The sequence below is a fragment of the Pseudomonas sp. HP_14 genome (assembly GCF_055283875.1).
Genome location: NZ_JBTOQI010000011.1, coordinates 156728 through 173481 on the forward strand (window position 1 = coordinate 156728; position 16754 = coordinate 173481).

12 protein-coding genes and 4 tRNA genes are annotated in these 16754 nt (G+C 57.6%); 11 read left to right on the top strand and 5 right to left on the bottom strand.

What is annotated here, in order from left to right:
- The first annotated feature begins 159 nt into the window (after nucleotides 1-159).
- The 9 genes from clpB (at nucleotide 160) to ACYASS_RS10275 (ending at nucleotide 10612) form a co-directional block, all read left to right on the top strand.
- Nucleotides 160-2724 (top strand): ATP-dependent chaperone ClpB, encoded by a 2565-nt coding sequence (clpB, locus tag ACYASS_RS10235; protein WP_243245016.1) that lies wholly within the window; start codon nucleotides 160-162, stop codon nucleotides 2722-2724.
- A gap of 282 nt (nucleotides 2725-3006) precedes the next feature.
- Nucleotides 3007-3082 (top strand) — tRNA-Asn (locus tag ACYASS_RS10240).
- Between the two features lie 21 nt (nucleotides 3083-3103).
- Nucleotides 3104-3180, top strand: a tRNA-Pro gene (locus tag ACYASS_RS10245).
- A gap of 5 nt (nucleotides 3181-3185) precedes the next feature.
- Nucleotides 3186-3261, top strand: a tRNA-Lys gene (locus ACYASS_RS10250).
- 101 nt (nucleotides 3262-3362) lie between these two features.
- Nucleotides 3363-3439 (top strand) — tRNA-Pro (locus ACYASS_RS10255).
- 864 nt (nucleotides 3440-4303) lie between these two features.
- Nucleotides 4304-5167: an alpha/beta fold hydrolase gene (locus ACYASS_RS10260; RefSeq protein WP_463586042.1), complete on the top strand. Its 864-nt coding sequence runs from the start codon at nucleotides 4304-4306 to the stop codon at nucleotides 5165-5167.
- 122 nt (nucleotides 5168-5289) lie between these two features.
- On the top strand, nucleotides 5290-6477 hold the full coding sequence (locus tag ACYASS_RS10265; protein WP_463586043.1) for an efflux RND transporter periplasmic adaptor subunit: 1188 nt from the start codon (nucleotides 5290-5292) through the stop codon (nucleotides 6475-6477).
- Nucleotides 6474-7574 carry an efflux RND transporter periplasmic adaptor subunit gene (locus ACYASS_RS10270; RefSeq protein ID WP_463586044.1) on the top strand — a complete coding sequence of 367 codons (1101 nt, stop codon included), beginning with the start codon at nucleotides 6474-6476 and terminating at the stop codon, nucleotides 7572-7574. Before ACYASS_RS10265 ends, ACYASS_RS10270 begins: the two co-directional genes overlap by 4 nt.
- Nucleotides 7571-10612, top strand: a complete 3042-nt coding sequence (locus ACYASS_RS10275) for an efflux RND transporter permease subunit (protein ID WP_463586045.1) — start codon at nucleotides 7571-7573, stop codon at nucleotides 10610-10612. The genes ACYASS_RS10270 and ACYASS_RS10275 overlap by 4 nt, the downstream gene beginning before the upstream one ends.
- Before the next feature lie 129 nt (nucleotides 10613-10741).
- Here ACYASS_RS10275 and ACYASS_RS10280 read toward each other — a convergent pair whose 3' ends face one another.
- The 5 genes from ACYASS_RS10280 to ACYASS_RS10300 form a co-directional block, all read right to left on the bottom strand.
- Entirely contained in the window at nucleotides 10742-11509 is a 768-nt protein-coding gene (locus ACYASS_RS10280; protein ID WP_463586046.1) for a heme ABC transporter ATP-binding protein, read from the bottom strand.
- Nucleotides 11509-12534: a FecCD family ABC transporter permease gene (locus ACYASS_RS10285; protein WP_463586047.1), complete on the bottom strand. Its 1026-nt coding sequence runs from the start codon at nucleotides 12532-12534 to the stop codon at nucleotides 11509-11511. The genes ACYASS_RS10280 and ACYASS_RS10285 overlap by 1 nt, the downstream gene beginning before the upstream one ends.
- Nucleotides 12531-13433, bottom strand: a complete 903-nt coding sequence (locus ACYASS_RS10290; protein ID WP_463586048.1) for a heme/hemin ABC transporter substrate-binding protein — start codon at nucleotides 13431-13433, stop codon at nucleotides 12531-12533. Before ACYASS_RS10290 ends, ACYASS_RS10285 begins: the two co-directional genes overlap by 4 nt.
- Before the next feature lie 280 nt (nucleotides 13434-13713).
- Complete coding sequence (locus ACYASS_RS10295; RefSeq protein WP_463586049.1) at nucleotides 13714-15108, bottom strand: ATP-binding protein; 1395 nt, start codon at nucleotides 15106-15108, stop codon at nucleotides 13714-13716.
- Nucleotides 15108-15767 (bottom strand): response regulator, encoded by a 660-nt coding sequence (locus tag ACYASS_RS10300; protein WP_243245007.1) that lies wholly within the window; start codon nucleotides 15765-15767, stop codon nucleotides 15108-15110. Before ACYASS_RS10300 ends, ACYASS_RS10295 begins: the two co-directional genes overlap by 1 nt.
- A 169-nt stretch (nucleotides 15768-15936) precedes the next feature.
- On the opposite strand from ACYASS_RS10300, the gene ACYASS_RS10305 reads away from it, so the two are divergent.
- Both ACYASS_RS10305 and ACYASS_RS10310 read left to right on the top strand, forming a co-directional pair.
- Nucleotides 15937-16206 (top strand): PepSY domain-containing protein, encoded by a 270-nt coding sequence (locus tag ACYASS_RS10305; RefSeq protein WP_027900126.1) that lies wholly within the window; start codon nucleotides 15937-15939, stop codon nucleotides 16204-16206.
- Nucleotides 16206-16751, top strand: coding sequence for a cytochrome b/b6 domain-containing protein (locus ACYASS_RS10310; RefSeq protein ID WP_463586050.1), 546 nt, complete (start codon nucleotides 16206-16208; stop codon nucleotides 16749-16751). The genes ACYASS_RS10305 and ACYASS_RS10310 overlap by 1 nt, the downstream gene beginning before the upstream one ends.
- Nucleotides 16752-16754 lie beyond the last annotated feature (3 nt).

Genomic DNA, 16754 nt, shown 5'->3' on the forward strand with positions numbered 1-16754 from the left:
TCGTGAGGCTATCGTTCAGACTTCGTCTTGCAATGTTGACCTGCGTCAATCAATTTCTGCTTGAATCTCACGCAATTGCCCGCATGTAGTGGGCATCCAGCAGGTTTTTTTCATAGGTGTGTTTATTTGCTCCGGCCTGCTTATATAGGAAGGTGACTAATGCGTATCGATAGATTGACCAGCAAATTACAGTTAGCGTTATCTGATTCCCAATCACTGGCGGTAGGTCTCGACCATCCGGCCATTGAGTCTGCACATTTGATGCAGGCGTTGCTTGACCAGCAGGGCGGTACGATCAAGCCGTTGCTGTTGCAGGTTGGCTTTGACATCAACAGCCTGCGCAAAGAACTGACCAAAGAGCTCGACCATCTGCCGAAAATCCAGAACCCGACCGGCGACGTCAACATGTCGCAGGATCTCGCACGTCTGCTCAATCAGGCAGATCGTCTAGCGCAGCAGAAGGGCGACCAGTTCATTTCCAGCGAACTGGTGCTGCTCGCGGCCATGGATGAAAACAGCAAGTTGGGCAAATTGCTGCTTGGCCAAGGCGTCAGCAAGAAGGCGCTGGAAAACGCCATCAGCAACCTGCGTGGCGGCTCGGCGGTCAACGACCCTAATGTTGAAGAGTCGCGCCAGGCGTTGGACAAGTACACCGTCGACCTCACCAAGCGTGCCGAAGAAGGCAAGCTCGACCCGGTGATTGGTCGCGATGACGAAATCCGTCGGACCATTCAGGTGCTGCAACGTCGGACCAAGAACAACCCGGTGCTGATTGGTGAGCCTGGCGTGGGTAAGACCGCCATCGCTGAAGGTCTGGCCCAGCGCATTATCAACGGTGAAGTGCCGGATGGCCTGAAGGGCAAGCGCTTGCTGTCACTGGATATGGGCGCACTGATCGCCGGTGCCAAGTTTCGCGGCGAGTTCGAAGAGCGCCTGAAGTCGTTGCTCAATGAGCTTTCCAAGCAGGACGGCCAGATCATTCTGTTCATCGACGAACTGCACACCATGGTCGGCGCCGGTAAGGGCGAAGGTTCCATGGATGCGGGCAACATGCTCAAGCCCGCCCTGGCTCGTGGCGAGTTGCATTGCGTGGGTGCGACCACGCTTAACGAATATCGCCAATATATAGAGAAGGATGCGGCTCTTGAGCGACGCTTCCAGAAAGTGCTGGTGGATGAGCCGAGCGAGGAAGACACCATTGCGATCCTGCGTGGCCTGAAAGAGCGCTACGAAGTTCACCATAAAGTGGCGATCACTGACGGTGCGATCATTGCGGCGGCCAAGCTGAGCCATCGCTACATTACTGATCGGCAGTTGCCGGACAAGGCCATCGACCTGATCGACGAAGCCGCGAGCCGGATTCGCATGGAGATCGACTCCAAACCAGAAGTGCTCGACCGCCTTGAGCGTCGCCTGATCCAACTGAAGGTTGAATCTCAGGCGCTGAAGAAAGAAGACGACGAAGCCGCGATCAAGCGTCTGGAAAAACTTCAGGAAGAAATTGTCCGTCTGGATCGTGAATACGCGGACCTGGAAGAAATCTGGACTTCGGAAAAAGCCGAAGTCACCGGTTCTGCGCAGATTCAGCAGAAGATTGAACAATCGCGTCAGGAACTGGAAGCAGCACGTCGACGTGGTGACCTGAACCGCATGGCCGAATTGCAGTACGGGATCATTCCGGACCTGGAACGCAGCCTGCAAATGGTCGACCAGCACGGCAAGCCTGAGAACCAGTTGTTGCGCAGCAAGGTCACGGAAGAAGAGATTGCCGAGGTCGTGTCCAAGTGGACCGGGATTCCGGTGTCGAAGATGCTTGAAGGCGAACGCGACAAGTTGCTGCGCATGGAGAGTTTGCTGCACCAGCGCGTGATTGGTCAGAACGAAGCGGTGGTTGCGGTTTCCAACGCGGTCCGTCGTTCCCGTGCCGGGTTGTCTGATCCGAATCGCCCAAGTGGTTCGTTCATGTTCCTCGGCCCGACCGGTGTCGGTAAGACCGAACTGTGCAAGGCGCTGGCTGAGTTCCTGTTCGACACTGAAGAGGCGATGGTGCGTATCGATATGTCCGAGTTCATGGAGAAGCATTCCGTGGCTCGACTGATCGGTGCCCCACCAGGCTATGTAGGTTATGAAGAGGGCGGTTATCTCACTGAAGCGGTACGTCGCAAGCCGTACTCCGTGATCCTGCTGGACGAGGTCGAGAAGGCGCATCCGGATGTGTTCAACATCCTGCTGCAAGTGCTTGAGGACGGGCGCTTGACCGACAGCCACGGTCGCACAGTGGATTTCCGCAATACCGTGATCGTGATGACGTCCAACCTGGGCTCGGCGCAGATTCAGGAATTGGTGGGTGACCGTGAAGCGCAACGTGCAGCGGTGATGGATGCAGTCAGCAATCACTTCCGGCCGGAGTTCCTGAACCGAATTGACGAGGTGGTGATCTTCGAGCCACTGGCCCGGGATCAGATCGCAGGCATCATGGACATCCAGTTGGCCCGCCTGCGCAGCCGTCTGACCGAGCGGGAGTTGAAGCTGGAGCTAAGCCCTGAGGCGATGGATAAGCTCATCGCTGTGGGTTACGACCCGGTTTACGGTGCCCGGCCGCTCAAACGAGCTATCCAGCGCTGGATCGAGAACCCGCTGGCGCAGTTGATTCTGTCAGGTGGGTTCATGCCGGGCTCCAGTGTGACCGGCACAGTGGTTGACGACGAAATCGTGTTTAACTGATTTCGTCAGCAGCCCGGGCTCGTCGGTGATGCATATCCAGACGAGCCCGGCGCTGCGGATGGATGGATTTGCGAAGGCTGAAAGGCCATCTGAAAAAAAATCGCAAATCATTGTCTTAAAAGCAATTTAAGGGGTTGACACCTCTTTTTAAAATTGTAGAATAGCGCGCCTCAGAGACGTGAACGCAGCGATGCAAACACATCGAAGAGGTTGAATTAACAAGTTAACAGCGCGTTAGTTCAGAGCAGTAAGTTGTAAAAGTTGCATCTGAAATCGATAAGTTCCGCGATAGCTCAGTTGGTAGAGCAAGTGACTGTTAATCACTGGGTCCCTGGTTCGAGTCCAGGTCGTGGAGCCAGATTTCAAAATGTAGCTGTATCGGGGTATAGCGCAGTCCGGTAGCGCGCCTGCTTTGGGAGCAGGATGTCAGGAGTTCGAATCCCCTTACCCCGACCATTTTTGGGTCGTTAGCTCAGTTGGTAGAGCAGTTGGCTTTTAACCAATTGGTCGTAGGTTCGAATCCCACACGACCCACCATTTTTGGCCTCAGCAGCAATGCCGGGGCCGAATCTTATAGATCTGATGCCATTAGCATCAAATCGCAGACGGCTGGTTGAGGCGTCTTTAAAAGTTTCACCCGGGGTATAGCGCAGTCCGGTAGCGCGCCTGCTTTGGGAGCAGGATGTCAGGAGTTCGAATCCCCTTACCCCGACCATCTTCACAAAAAAGCCTGATTTAAGCCTGGTGCTCAAATCGGGCTTTTTTGCGTCTGCGTTTTGGTTGTTTATTCAATCGTATGTTGTCTGGCGAACACGTTCGCACTTATCAGACTACTTATAACTCCTGTCGGGCCTAAGACTCCTGTTGGAGCGAGGCTTGCCCGCGAAGAACGTTAACGCGATGGTACCGACACACCGAGTCGGCTGGTTCGACAGCGCTGTGTCAGAGAGCAGGGCCATCTTGCTGAATTGAATGCGCTTCCTGTAGGAGCTGCCGAAGGCTGCGAGGCATTTTTCCTGACGTACCGTCATCGCAACCTTCGGCAGCTCCTACAGGCCTGGTTGGTATCGGAGACGTTGGGCGATTTGTTTAAGACGGGGATGCTGATTTTAATCGCGTCAAATTAATTGCGGCGGCCAAAGTCAATCCGCATCAACGCGTCTAAATCAACGTTCTGGGAGTTGGTTCACAAAAAATATTGGAAAGTTCCCCATTCGTTTGTAACTACATGTTTCAAAAAATAACGTTTTTGGTGATACCTGTTTGTCTCTCAAAACCATGGATAAGTAGGAATATTTCCCGTTTCCATTGCGTTTTTTCCTCGCCCGCGATCGTTTAGCTGCCTTGTCAGCGCTCCTCCCTTATCTTCGAAAAAGTGCCGTCGCCATTTTTATGGCGCCAAAGGGGTGTCGTTTTTTCTTTTTCTATCCGTTAACAATAGAGTTAATCGGTTCAGCTAATCGATGCTCCTAAAACAAGAACTCAACGGATTTTGCCTTTAACCAGGTGAGGCTTTGGCATGGCAGCCGAAGCAGAGAGCTTAAAAACTTATTGGAATTACGAAAGCTAGGAGGCTGTCATGGGTGCGCAAACCAGGATTCTGGATGTTGAAGAGTTCAAGATTTATACCGAAACTTACTGGAAGGGCGACAACGTCAAGACGGTATTACTTGTTAATGGAGCGCTGTCGACGACAGGCTCGTTCGGCCAGACGGTGAAATATCTGGAGCCGCATTTCAACCTCGTGCTGTTTGATCTTCCCTTCTCCGGTCAGTCCAAGGCGCACAACCCTGGCGATACGATTGTGACCAAGGAAGACGAGGTCAGAATACTTTTAAATCTTATAAACCTATTTAAAATCAATTACTTGATCTCCGTTTCCTGGGGTGGCGTATCTGCGTTGCTGGCCTTGTCCGAATCACCCGCCTCGGTGGAAAAAGCAATCGTCAGCTCCTTCTCGCCGGTGCTCAACGAACCCATGCTCGACTATATCGACAAGGCCCAGCTTTACCTTGCGGCCCGGGAAAAACGAAAAATCGGTTCGTTGCTCAACGATACGGTGGGCAAGTATCTACCGCGACTTTTCAAACTTTATAACTACAAGCATTTGATCAGCCTTGCCGAACATGAGTATGGCCAGATTGACTTTCACATCAGCCAGATTCGTAAGCTGAGTGCCAATAATTACGTTGAGCGCTTTTCCTCGATCAAGATCCCTGTGTTATTCGTCAATGGCGAGAAAGATGAATACACGACGGTTGAAGACGCCCGTAGTTTCTCCACCTATATCCCGCAAAGCAGCTTCAACGTCGTGCCAGACACCGGACATTTTCTCGATCTCGAGAGCAAGGCTGCCTGGCTGAACTCGAAGCAAACCGTCCTGGGTTTCCTGGGGGCACAACAAGAACAGACTCACGCATGGCCTGAAGCCGCGATTGCCTGAGGTCCGCAACCGCCCATAGCGGGTGCGTAGAGGACTTTGCTGCTGAAGCCCGAATTCCGGGTCGGGTGTTACTTAATCGGGTTGTGGCTTTTGCGTTGATGAAAATCTTTTGTGCAGTGCGGATGTTTTGGTTTTGCGGTCTTGCCGGGCCGTCCCGGTCACTGAACTCCCGACGCGTCATACGCCAGCCCTGGCTGGCTTTGGGGTTCAATCTTGTTTTGCTGTTGATGCTCAGCGCCTGTACTGCCGAGACGCCTGCACCGAAGACGCTGGTTCGTGTAGCGGTTCAGGAGGTTGTTTCTTCCCAGGTGACAAGCATTGTTGAGCTGACGGGCGATATTCAGGCTCGCAAGGCGACTGACCAGGCTTTCCGGGTTTCCGGCAAGCTTGTGAAACGCTTCGTTGATGTGGGTGATCGAGTCCGGGCCGGGCAACGTTTGGCCAGACTGGATCCTCGGGAGCAGAGTACCGAGTTGTCGTCGGCTGACGCCGAGGTTGCCGCACGCGAATCACGGCTGCGTTTGGCGCAGACTAATTTTCAGCGTCAGCAAACCTTGCTGCCCAAGGGGTATACCAACCTCAGTGAGTACCAGAAGGCGCAATCGGCGCTGGAAAGCGCACGGGGAGATCTGGCCGCCCTGAAGGCCCAGCAAGCCAACGCCCGTGACCAACTGGCTTACACCGAGCTGCTCGCAGTGGCTGACGGGGTGATTACTGCTCGCCACGCTGAAGAGGGGCAGGTGGTGCAGGCTGCCACGCCGATTTTCAGCCTCGCTCATGACGGCGAGCGTGAAGCGGTATTTGCGGCGTATGAATCCTTGCTTGAGTCCGATCAACCGGGGCGCAGTGTACGTATCCGTGGACTGGTCAACCCGGATCTGGAGTTGTCCGGCAAGATTCGCGAGATAACGCCCATCGTCTCATCCTCCAGCGGGACATTGCTGGTAAGGGTTGCGTTGCAAGACGCTCCGGCCAATCTTGCCCTGGGGACGTTGATCGGTGCGCGTCTCGAATACCAGGGCGATCAGGCACGAACAGCTTTCAGCCTTCCGTGGTCGGCGCTTGGCCGCAGCCATGGCAAACCTGCGGTGTGGCGGTTGGATGAGCAAAACCGTGTTCGTCTGGTGGCGGTAGAGGTTTTGCGTTACGAGCAGGGGCACGTGGTTATTGCGTCGGGTGTGGCGGATGGCGACCTCGTGGTGTCCCGTGGCTTGCAGTTTTTGTATCCGGGACAAAAGGTCGACATCGCTGAAAAAGACAGCTCAGACGAGGGCAGGCCTATCGCTCTGGCCGTGGGAGCCAGTCGATGAAGGCGACCGCACCCCGCCTGTTTCTGATCTGCAAGTTGTGGCTGTTCTGCATCATGTTCGTCGCCATCGGTGGCTGCCGTGACAAGCCGCTGCGGGAAGTGGCCGAGCGGCCGGTGCTGTTCACCGAACTGATCGATGCCCGGCAGCATCTGCACGGCCGCTTTGCAGGCAGCATCCGGCCTCGCCATGAAGTTGCGCTGGGCTTTCGAGTGCCAGGACGCATCGCGACGCGGCAGGTCGAGATCGGTGACCGGGTTCGCCGAGGCGATCTTCTCGCGACGCTTGAACCCAGTGACCAGCAAAACCGGCAGCGTGCTCGTCAGGCCGAGCTGAACAAGGCCCAAGCGAGTTGGCAGCAGTTGAGTGACGAGCAGCAGCGCTATCAGCAACTGATCCAGCGCGGGGTTGGGGCACAGGCACGTCTGGATCAAATGAACAGCGACTTGCAGGCGCAGGGGGCAATCCTCAGCCAGGCACGCAACGCCCTGCAGCAAGCCAATGATCATGTGTCTTACACCCGCTTGCTGGCCGAATTCGATGGCGTAGTCACCGACTGGCATGGCGAGGTTGGCCAAGTAGTCGCAACCGGGCTCCCAGTGGTTAGCCTGGCACGCCCGGAGAGCCGCGAAGCGGTGGTTGATCTGCCGTTGGAGCTGGTCGCAGCGCTGAATGACGGCATTCGTATTCAGGTTATATCCCAGCTCAATCCTCAGGCCCATGTCGCTGCTCATGTGCGTCAGCTATCGCCCCAAATCGATGCCGCAACACGTACTCAACGGGTCCGGTTGACGCTTGAAGCAGTGCCGGACAGCTTCCGTCTTGGGGCGACGGTGAGCGTTGAACTCAGCGGTGCGAACGCGCCATTTCGCGAGCTGCCAGGCAGCGCCCTGCTGGAGCGTGAAGGTCGGACCCAGGTCTGGGTCATCGATCCTGAGTCCGCAACCTTGAGTTTGCGTAACGTGAAAGTCCTCAACCGACAAGGCGCTTCGGTGCATGTGCAGGGCGAGTTGCATGACGGTGACAAGGTTGTCATCGCCGGGGTCAATGGTCTGAAGCCCGGACAGAAAATTCGTATGGATCGCGAGGTCAGGCTGTGAGGGAGCGTTTTAACCTGTCTGCATGGGGGCTTCGGCACCGCACACTGGTCTGGTACATGATGTTTGTTTCGCTGCTGATGGGCAGTTGGTCATTCATGAATCTGGGTCGTGAAGAGGACCCTTCCTTCGCCATCAAAACCATGGTGATTCAAGCTCGCTGGCCCGGCGCAACCTTGCAGGAGACATTGCAGCAAGTCACCGATCGCATGGAAAAGAAGCTCGAAGAAATCGATGCGCTGGATTACGTGAAAAGCTACACGCTGGCGGGTGAGTCAACGCTGTTCGTTTTTCTCAAGAGCGATACCCATAGCGCTGATATCCCCGCCGCCTGGTATCAGGTGCGCAAGAAGATCATGGATATTCGCGGTGAGCTGCCCAGCGGTATTCAGGGGCCGGCCTTCAACGATGAGTTTGGCGATGTCTTCGGCAGCATCTACGCCTTTACCGCTGACGGACTTTCGTTTCGTCAGTTACGCGATTACGTCGAGCAGGTCAGGGCCGATATCCGCAGCGTGCAGGACCTGGGCAAGATCGAGTTGCTGGGCGCGCAGCGTGAGGTGATCTATCTGAACTTCTCGATGCGCAAGCTGGCTGCACTGGGGATCGATCAGCGTCAGGTGATCGCGAGTCTGCAAGCGCAAAACGCGGTAACGCCCGCGGGCGTGATCGAGTCCGGTCCGGAAAGGATTGCGGTGCGCACCAGTGGCCATTTCGCGGATGAAAGTGACCTGCAAGCGGTCAATCTGCGCTTCGGTGACCGCTTCTTTCGCCTGAGTGATCTGGCGACGGTGGAGCGTCGTTATGCCGATCCGCCGAGCTCTCTGTTTCGTTTCAACGGCCAGCCAGCGATTGGTCTGGCTGTTGCCATGAAGCAGGGCGGCAACATTCAGGATTTCGGCACGCGCTTGCAGCAGCGTATCAATGCGCTGACCAGCGAGCTGCCGCTGGGTATCGATGTGCATCTGGTGTCGAGTCAGGCCGAGGTGGTGGACAAGGCTATTGGTGGCTTCACTCGCGCATTGTTTGAGGCGATTCTGATCGTGCTGGTGGTGAGTTTCCTCAGTCTTGGGATCCGCGCCGGGCTTGTCGTGGCGTGCTCCATCCCGCTGGTGCTGGCGCTGGTTTTTGTCTTCATGGAGTACAGCGGCATCACGATGCAACGCATCTCGCTAGGCGCCCTGATCATTGCCCTGGGCTTACTGGTGGATGACGCGATGATCACTGTGGAGATGATGGTGACCCGGCTTGAAGGCGGCGATTCTCTGCAGCAGGCGGCTACGTTCGCTTACACCTCCACGGCATTCCCGATGTTGACGGGCACGCTGGTGACGGTCGCCGGTTTTGTGCCGATTGGCCTGAACTCCAGTTCGGCGGGCGAATACGTGTTTACCATGTTTGCGGTGATTGCCGTTGCACTGCTGCTTTCATGGTTGGTGGCGGTGCTGTTCGCGCCGCTGATTGGCGTGCATATCCTTAAAGTCCCCAAAAACCATCATGCAGCGGGCGGTGCCTTGATGTTGGGGTTTCGGCGTGCCTTGGGGGTGACTCTCAAGCACCGCTGGTGGGTAATCGGTTTCACGCTACTGATGTTCATTGGCTCATTGTTTGCGGGCAAACTGCTGCAGAACCAGTTTTTCCCCGACTCGGATCGGCCGGAAGTTCTCGTCGATATTTACATGCCCCAGAACGGCTCCATCGACGGTACGCGCCAGGTCATGGATCGCCTCGAAGCTACCCTGAAAGACGATCCCGATGTGCTGCGCTGGAGTTCCTATGTGGGTAAAGGCGCGGTGCGTTTCTATCTGCCACTGGATCAACAACTCAGCAATCCGTTTTACGGCCAGTTGGTGATTGTCAGCCGTGGCGGCGAAGGGCGCGATCAATTGATCGAGCGCTTGCGCCAGCGTTTTCGCGATGACTTTGTCGGGGTGGGCGGTTATGTACAGCCGTTGAACATGGGGCCGCCCGTAGGATGGCCGGTGCAGTATCGGGTCAGTGGTCCGGACATTGAGCAGGTTCGCAGCCAGGCCATGGCGCTGGCGGCCATTCTGGATGCCAACCCCAATATCGGTCAGGTCATCTATGACTGGAACGAGCCCGGCAAAGTCCTGAAGATCGATATTGCGCAGGACAAGGTTCGTCAGTTCGGGCTTTCTTCCGAGGACGTGGCGCAAATACTCAATAGCCTGGTATCGGGCACCAGCATTACCAAGGTGCGTGACGACACCTATTTGATTGATCTGGTGGGACGTGCGCAAGCAAGCGAGCGCACTTCTCTGCAAACTTTGAGCAGCCTGCAGATCCCGGTGCCCGGTGGAACCAGCGTACCGTTGATGGCCTTCGCAACATTGAGCTACGAACAGGAGCAACCCCTGGTCTGGCGTCGTGACCGGCTGCCAACCATTACCTTGAAAGCCAGTGTTCTGGGGCATCTGCAACCCGCAGCGCTGGTGCGGGATCTGCGGCCGCAGGTGGAAGCGTTTAGTGCTGCGCTGCCATTGCGTTACTCGGTGGTCACCGGGGGGGCGGTTGAAGCCAGCGCCCGCTCCCAAGGACCGATCCTGAAAGTGGTGCCAATGATGCTGTTGTTGGTGGCGAGCTTCCTGATGATTCAGCTGCAAAGCGTGAAGAAGCTGATGCTGGTAGTCAGCGTGGTCCCTTTGGGCTTCATCGGTGTCGTTGCAGCACTGTTGCTGACCGGCTATCCGTTGGGTTTCGTGGCAATTCTCGGTGTGCTGGCATTGATCGGTATCATCATTCGCAATTCGGTGATCCTGGTGACACAAATAGACGAGTTCATGGCTGCAGGCGAAGACGCCTGGGCAGCGGTGGTCAAGGCTACCGAGCATCGATGCCGCCCGATCCTGTTAACGGCTGCGGCGGCAAGCCTAGGCATGATCCCGATCGCCCGCGAAGTGTTCTGGGGGCCGATGGCTTACGCGATGATCGGCGGCATTGCGATTGCTACGGTCCTGACGCTATTTTTCCTGCCTGCGCTGTTCATGGTTTGTTATGGGATCAAGCCGCCCAGGGTGTAGGCGATTTATCGCCCTCCCGGCTAAAGCCGGTCCTGCGTCAGGTCGCGGGCAGCTCGGCGATCACTGGGGGAGCCGAGCTTGCTCGCGATGAACGATGACGCGGTCTGGCTGCGATCTCGTGATGTTTATTCAGCGGACGATCACCACCGGGTAGCCATCCACTGGGTGTTCCTGAATGAGTACTTCGAGACCAAACACCTCATGCAGCAAATGCGGTTGCAAGACTTCGGCAGGAGTGCCCAGCGCATGGATGCGACCTTCGGCGAGCAATAGAAGCCGGTCGCAATAGCGGGCAGCCAGATTAAGGTCGTGCAGTACCAGCGCCACCGAGACGCCGTCGGCAGCCAGCTGGCGAATCCGTTGCAGCGAGGCATGCTGGTGACGCGGGTCGAGGGCTGCGGTGGGTTCGTCCAGCAGCAGGGTTTTGCCGGATGCCGCAGGCCAGAGCTGGGCGAGGGCGCGAGCCAGTTGCACCCTCTGGCGTTCGCCCCCGGACAGCTGCGTATACGTTCGTTGAGTCAGGTGTTCCAAGGCGCAGTGCGCTAGCACCTGCTCGACGATTTCGGCGTCGGCCTGGGCACCGCTGTCGTGTGGCAGGCGACCAAAGCTCACCACTTGGTTCACCAGAAAGTCGAACTCCAGCGTGGACGTCTGCGGTAGCACCGTCATTTTCTGCGCCCGTTCGCGCGCCGTCCATTTGTCCAGTGGTCGTCCTTCCAGCAGCACCTCACCGGTACTCGGCGAAAGCTCCCCACTCATCGCACCGAACAGGCTGCTTTTGCCCGCGCCATTTGGGCCGAGCACGCCCAGCACTTCGCCTTCGACGAGGCTCAGGTCGATATCGCGCAAACGCCAATTGTCACCTGTTTGCAGGCCAAGGCCAGAGACGCTGAGCATCAAATCCCCCGACGGATCAACAGATAAAGAAAAAACGGTGCACCCAGCAAGGCGGTGACGATGCCCAGCGGTAATTCGGCTGGCGTCAGCAACATGCGCGCAATGGTATCTGCCAACAGCAACAAGCTTGCGCCGCCGAGCAGGGAGGCGGGCAATAGCAGTCGATGATCAGGGCCTGCCAACAACCGCAGCAAGTGCGGCACCACCAGCCCGATAAACCCGATCAGACCGGCAGCGGCCACCGCAGCACCAACCCCCAGTGCGGTGCAGAAAATCAGCTCGGCTTTGAGGCGCTCGACTTCGATGCCCAGATGGCGGGCTTCCGATTCACCCAGCAACAACACGTTCAAGGCGGCAGCCCTGCGTGGTAGCCAGGCGGCGACCGCGAGCACGATCAGCAGCAATGGCCAGAGGCGTGCATAACTGGCGCCGTTGAGGCTTCCCAGATTCCATGAGGTCAATTGCCGAAGCGTTGCATCGTCGGCCAGATAACCCAGTAACCCGATCAAGGCCGCAGCCATGGCGGTGATTGCGATCCCGGCAAGCAGCATGATGCCGACCCGGGTCTGTCCGGCCCGGTAGCCGAGTCGGTAAACAATGGCCGTGACACCCAGCCCGCCAGTGAAGGCGCACAGCGAAAGCAGGTAAGGCTGGAACCAGTCAGGTGCGGCCATACCGCCCAGACAGATCGCAAACGCTGCGCCCAGCGCCGCGCCTGTCGAGACGCCGATCAAACCCGGGTCAGCCAACGGATTACGGAACAGAGCCTGAATGGCCACGCCCGTGATTGCCAGCACCGCGCCCACGGCAATCCCCAACAGGGTACGGGGCAGGCGGATCTGACCGATGACCAGTACGGCCTGTTGGTCGGCGTCGACTGGCAAACCCGTTATGTGCGCCAACGCGCGCAAGGTATCCATCAACGCGAGATTCAACGGGCCCAGCGTCAGTGACAGCAGCACACTGACCAGCGTCAGCGCACCAAGGCCGATAAACAAGGGTCTGGCCTGAAGTCTGAGGCTCATGGTTTATGAGCGATCGTCGTAGTAAGGGTGGGTCGGAAAGACTTTGCCAGCGCTTCGGCTGCTGCGGGCAGGCGAGGGCCCAGCCCGCCGACCAGCAGCGTGGCATCCAGTGGCAACAAATGGTTTTCGCGCACTGCGCGGCTGCTGGCCAGGCCGGGGTTTTGCGCAACCAGTGCCTGCGCTGCAGCCGGGCCATTGATGCGTCGATCAGCGATGACAATGAACGCCGGGTCCAGCCCCAGTAGCATCTCGCTGGACAGTGGTTTGTAACCCTGGTGGGTGGCGATGTTGGTAGCGCCTGCCTGGGTCAGCAACCATGAACCCAGGGTGTCCGAGCCTGCTACCAGCGGCCGGTCACCGGCGCCGCCGACCAGCAGCAGTACTCTTGGTGACAGGTCTTTGTTGTTCGCGAGGCGGCTGGACAGGCTATTCAATGCATCACGAAAGGCTGCGAAGTGTGCCTGGGCCTGTTCAGGTTCGCCCAGCCAGGCGCCCAGGTGCTTGAGGTTGTTTTCCAGTGCCGGGAGTTCAGGTTTGGAGGACAGCATTTCGACCCGCACCGACGCGTGGCGCAATTGCTCCAGCACCGGAGGCGGCCCCATTTCCTCGCTGCCGACCAACAAATCCGGACGCAGTGCCAGAATGCCTTCGGCGCTTAGCTGACGCTGATAGCCGATTTTCGGCATTTTTTCCAGACTGGCCGGATGTTGGCTGGTGGTGTCGACGGCTACCAGTCGAGATTCTCCCCCCAGCTCGACGATCCATTCACTCACCGAGCCTCCCGCAGACACCCAGCGCTGCAGCAACTCCGCCGCCTGGGTGGTCTGGGCCAGCAGCCACAAGCCGGTGGCGGCAATGAAGGCTTTGGCGAAAGAAGAGCGTGCGGCGGAGCGACTCATGGCGATGTCCTTAAGGCGTTCCCCGGCAATCGCGTTTATCAATGTTCGCCGGGTTGGGGAATTTGAGAACACATACTATCCGCAAATGACATTTTTTCTCATTAAGATGTCGTAACCTTTTTCCATTCAGCCAACCAGGCTGGGCAAATCGGCCACTCCGGGTAAAACGCAGGACCTGCAGGAGCGAATTTATTCGCGAAGAGGCCGGTACATCCGCTTCAGGTGTATTGCCGGTAATACCGTCATTCCCGAATGAATTCGGTCCTACCGTTGATCTCGGTCAGCCCGGAGCGTTTAGCTTCAGCTCTACAAGACTCCGGAGGCGCAATTGTGCGCAGCACCCGCCATCCGGACGGTTTCCGATCTGCAGGCTGCTGTCGAGTTTCTTCACGATCATTTCAACGATTGCCAACCCCAGCCCTGCGCCGTTGCTATGCCCATTGCTGTAGAAGCGCTCCAGCAGGCGTGGTGCGTTCTTTTCGTCGATACCAGGCCCGCAATCTTCGACGCGCAACTCGGCCTGTCCGTCATGACTGCGGTCGAGAATGACGCGGATCTCGCTGTTGGTCGGGGCGAAGTTAAGCGCGTTGGTCAGCAGATTCTGAAAAGCGATGGTAATGGCTGCGGGGTCACTGCGTAGCCGGAAGTCTTCGATCCCATCGAACACCAGTTCAACCTTTTTCTCGGCCGCCAGTGGAGTCAGCTCTGCCAGTTCCTCACGTACCAGGCTGCCCAGGTCGAAGGTCTGCAATTCGTTGTGGTTAATCTTCGGCTCGAGTCGCGCCATGGTCAGTAACTGACTGGCGATGCGCGTCGCGCGGTCGACGCCATGCACCAGGTAATCCAGCGCTTCTTCGCGTTGCTCTGGCAATTGCGCCTGTTTGGCGTTCTGTGCGTGGATGCGCAGGATGGTCAGCGGCGTGCGCAATTCATGAGCAGCGTCGGCGATGAAGCGTCGTTCCCGCTCCAGCAGATTTTCGATCTGGATCAGCAGACGATTGAGTGCTGTCTGCATTGGCTCCAGCTCTTTTGGCAGTGGCGAGAGCGCCAAAGATTCAAGACTTTCCGGCTCACGGCGGCGGATGACACTGGCCATGAATTGCAAAGGGCGCAGACCCCAGCCGATAGCCAGCCAGATCGCGAGCGCCAGAAGGGGCACGCCAATCACTGTGGGCCACAGGGTGTGCCGGACAATGCGTTGAATCAGATCCTGACGCACGTCGTCGCGCTCGCCAACCCAGATCAACAGTCCTTGCTGTGCGTCGACCAGCAGGAAGCCACACCAGTCATTGCCGTCTTTGAGGAAGTCATGTGAGCCTTCGGTAACGGGCGGACCGTCCAGCTCCGGAGCCTCGGCGGAACGCACCAGCAGTTCCCCGGAGCTGCGCCAGATCTGGAACGTTAAACGGGTTTCATAAGGATGTGCGGCTTCACCGCCGCCCACTCGACTCATGGCTTCGTCGAAAGCCTGATACAGACGATTGAGGTCGGTTTCGCCTGGAGGCCGTTGGCGCAGAACACCTTGTAGAAGGCGTGCACTTTGCGCCAACTGGGCGTCGTACACCTCTTCAATTTCATGGTGGCTGTCACGTAGCGCCAACCAACTGATGGTCAGGTCGCCCATGAGTAACAGGAGCAACACGGGAATAAGTATGCGTGCGCGAACTGAGCTCATCACAGGGTCTCGATCCGGTAGCCCACACCGCGCACGGTGCGGATCAATTCTGCGGAGAGTTTCTTGCGCAGGTTGTGGATCAACACCTCCAGCGTGTTGCTCTCTACCTTATCTTGCCAGCCGTACAGCGTCGACGACAGACGCTCACGGGTCACGACTTTGCCGGGCCTGATCATCAGTTGGTGAAGTAGTTGATACTCCATCGGCGTCATGGCGATTTCGATGCCGTTGAAACTGACTTGCTGGGTCGCGGGGTCCAGGCTGATTTGTCCATGCTCCAGCAACGGCTGCGCACGGCCCTGACTGCGCCGCAGCAGCGCGCGAACCCGAGCCTTGAGCTCATCCACATCGAACGGTTTGACCAGATAGTCATCAGCGCCAGCGTCCAGACCGGCGATGCGATCCGGCATGCCGTCGCGTGCAGTCAGGATCAACACCGGCAAAGACTGTTGCTCCGCGCGGATCTGGCGCAGCAGGTCGATGCCGTCCAGGCGCGGCAGGCCAAGGTCAAGCAGCAGCAAATCGAAGCGCTCGCTGCGCAGGGCGTGCAACGCGCTTGCGCCGTCTTGCAGCCAGTCCAGCGTATAGCCTTCGCTGCCGAGGGCGACGCGGATGCCCTGGCCCACGGCACGGTCATCTTCCACAAGGAGCAGGCGCATAAGGTGTTCCGTATTGGTTTTGGCCGGTAAGGGCGCACATCATGCCGCTGCGTCAGCGCTTCGGGCAGAGCCTTGTGTCGGGGAAGATGTAACGGGCTGTTGCGTCCTAAGCTTTCGCTAAGCTTCGTTTTGCACAGTGGCGGTTCCTTAGTTCTTACGAGTGTCTGCCATGCGTAAAGTCCTGTTGCTGGTCCCTTTTCTACTCGCCAGTCCACTGGCCCTTGCCGGTCCACAATGCACCACCGCCGAACGCTCCACCTGGCAGGATCAGGGCAAATTCCAGGAGCAACTCAAGGCTCAGGGTTACGAGATCAGCAAGTTCAAAGTCACTGACGGCAACTGCTACGAAATCTATGGCTTTGACAAAGACAAACGCAAAGTCGAGATCTATCACGATCCGGTCACCGGCAAAGCCGTGAAGACCGAGATCAAGGGCTGATGACTCGGCCGACCCTACGCCTGTGGGACCCGCTGGTGCGGCTGTTCCACATTTCCCTGGCCGGTGTTTTCGTCGCTAACTACTTCTTCAATGAAGCCGGTGACGATTGGCATGTCTGGCTGGGTTACTACGCGGTGGCCTGGTTGGTAGCGCGGGTGGTGTGGGGTTTCATCGGGCCGCGCAGTGCGCGCTGGTCCGATTTCTGGCCGACGCCTGCGCGTTTGCGTGCCCATGTGGGTTCGCTGCTCAGACGTCAGCCGGAACATCGGCTGGGCCACTCGCCGCTGGGCGCGTTGGTCATGGTGCTGATGATGGCGATGATTTTTGCTATCGGTCTGACGGGATGGTTGATGACCGAAGTGGATGCCTTGTGGGGCGCAGACTGGCCTCAGCAGATTCATGAAACGCTGGCTGACGGCCTGGCGTTGGTGGTGTGCCTGCACATAGCGGCGGCACTGTTTGAGAGTTATCAGGTGAAGGACAACCTGCCGTTGTCGATGATCACCGGCCGGCGTCGGTCACTTGCCGACGAGCCACGTGATTGAGCC

Bases quoted from the DNA above. Each gene is read 5' to 3' on its own strand.
- clpB (WP_243245016.1), top strand. From the start codon at position 160: ATGCGTATCGATAGATTGACCAGCAAATTACAGTTAGCGTTATCTGAT.
- ACYASS_RS10295 (WP_463586049.1), bottom strand. From the start codon at position 15,108: ATGAGCTCAGTTCGCGCACGCATACTTATTCCCGTGTTGCTCCTGTTA.
- ACYASS_RS10285 (WP_463586047.1), bottom strand. From the start codon at position 12,534: ATGAGCCTCAGACTTCAGGCCAGACCCTTGTTTATCGGCCTTGGTGCG.
- ACYASS_RS10290 (WP_463586048.1), bottom strand. From the start codon at position 13,433: ATGAGTCGCTCCGCCGCACGCTCTTCTTTCGCCAAAGCCTTCATTGCC.
- ACYASS_RS10265 (WP_463586043.1), top strand. From the start codon at position 5,290: ATGTTTTGGTTTTGCGGTCTTGCCGGGCCGTCCCGGTCACTGAACTCC.
- ACYASS_RS10260 (WP_463586042.1), top strand. From the start codon at position 4,304: ATGGGTGCGCAAACCAGGATTCTGGATGTTGAAGAGTTCAAGATTTAT.
- ACYASS_RS10300 (WP_243245007.1), bottom strand. From the start codon at position 15,767: ATGCGCCTGCTCCTTGTGGAAGATGACCGTGCCGTGGGCCAGGGCATC.
- ACYASS_RS10310 (WP_463586050.1), top strand. From the start codon at position 16,206: ATGACTCGGCCGACCCTACGCCTGTGGGACCCGCTGGTGCGGCTGTTC.
- ACYASS_RS10305 (WP_027900126.1), top strand. From the start codon at position 15,937: ATGCGTAAAGTCCTGTTGCTGGTCCCTTTTCTACTCGCCAGTCCACTG.
- ACYASS_RS10270 (WP_463586044.1), top strand. From the start codon at position 6,474: ATGAAGGCGACCGCACCCCGCCTGTTTCTGATCTGCAAGTTGTGGCTG.
- ACYASS_RS10280 (WP_463586046.1), bottom strand. From the start codon at position 11,509: ATGCTCAGCGTCTCTGGCCTTGGCCTGCAAACAGGTGACAATTGGCGT.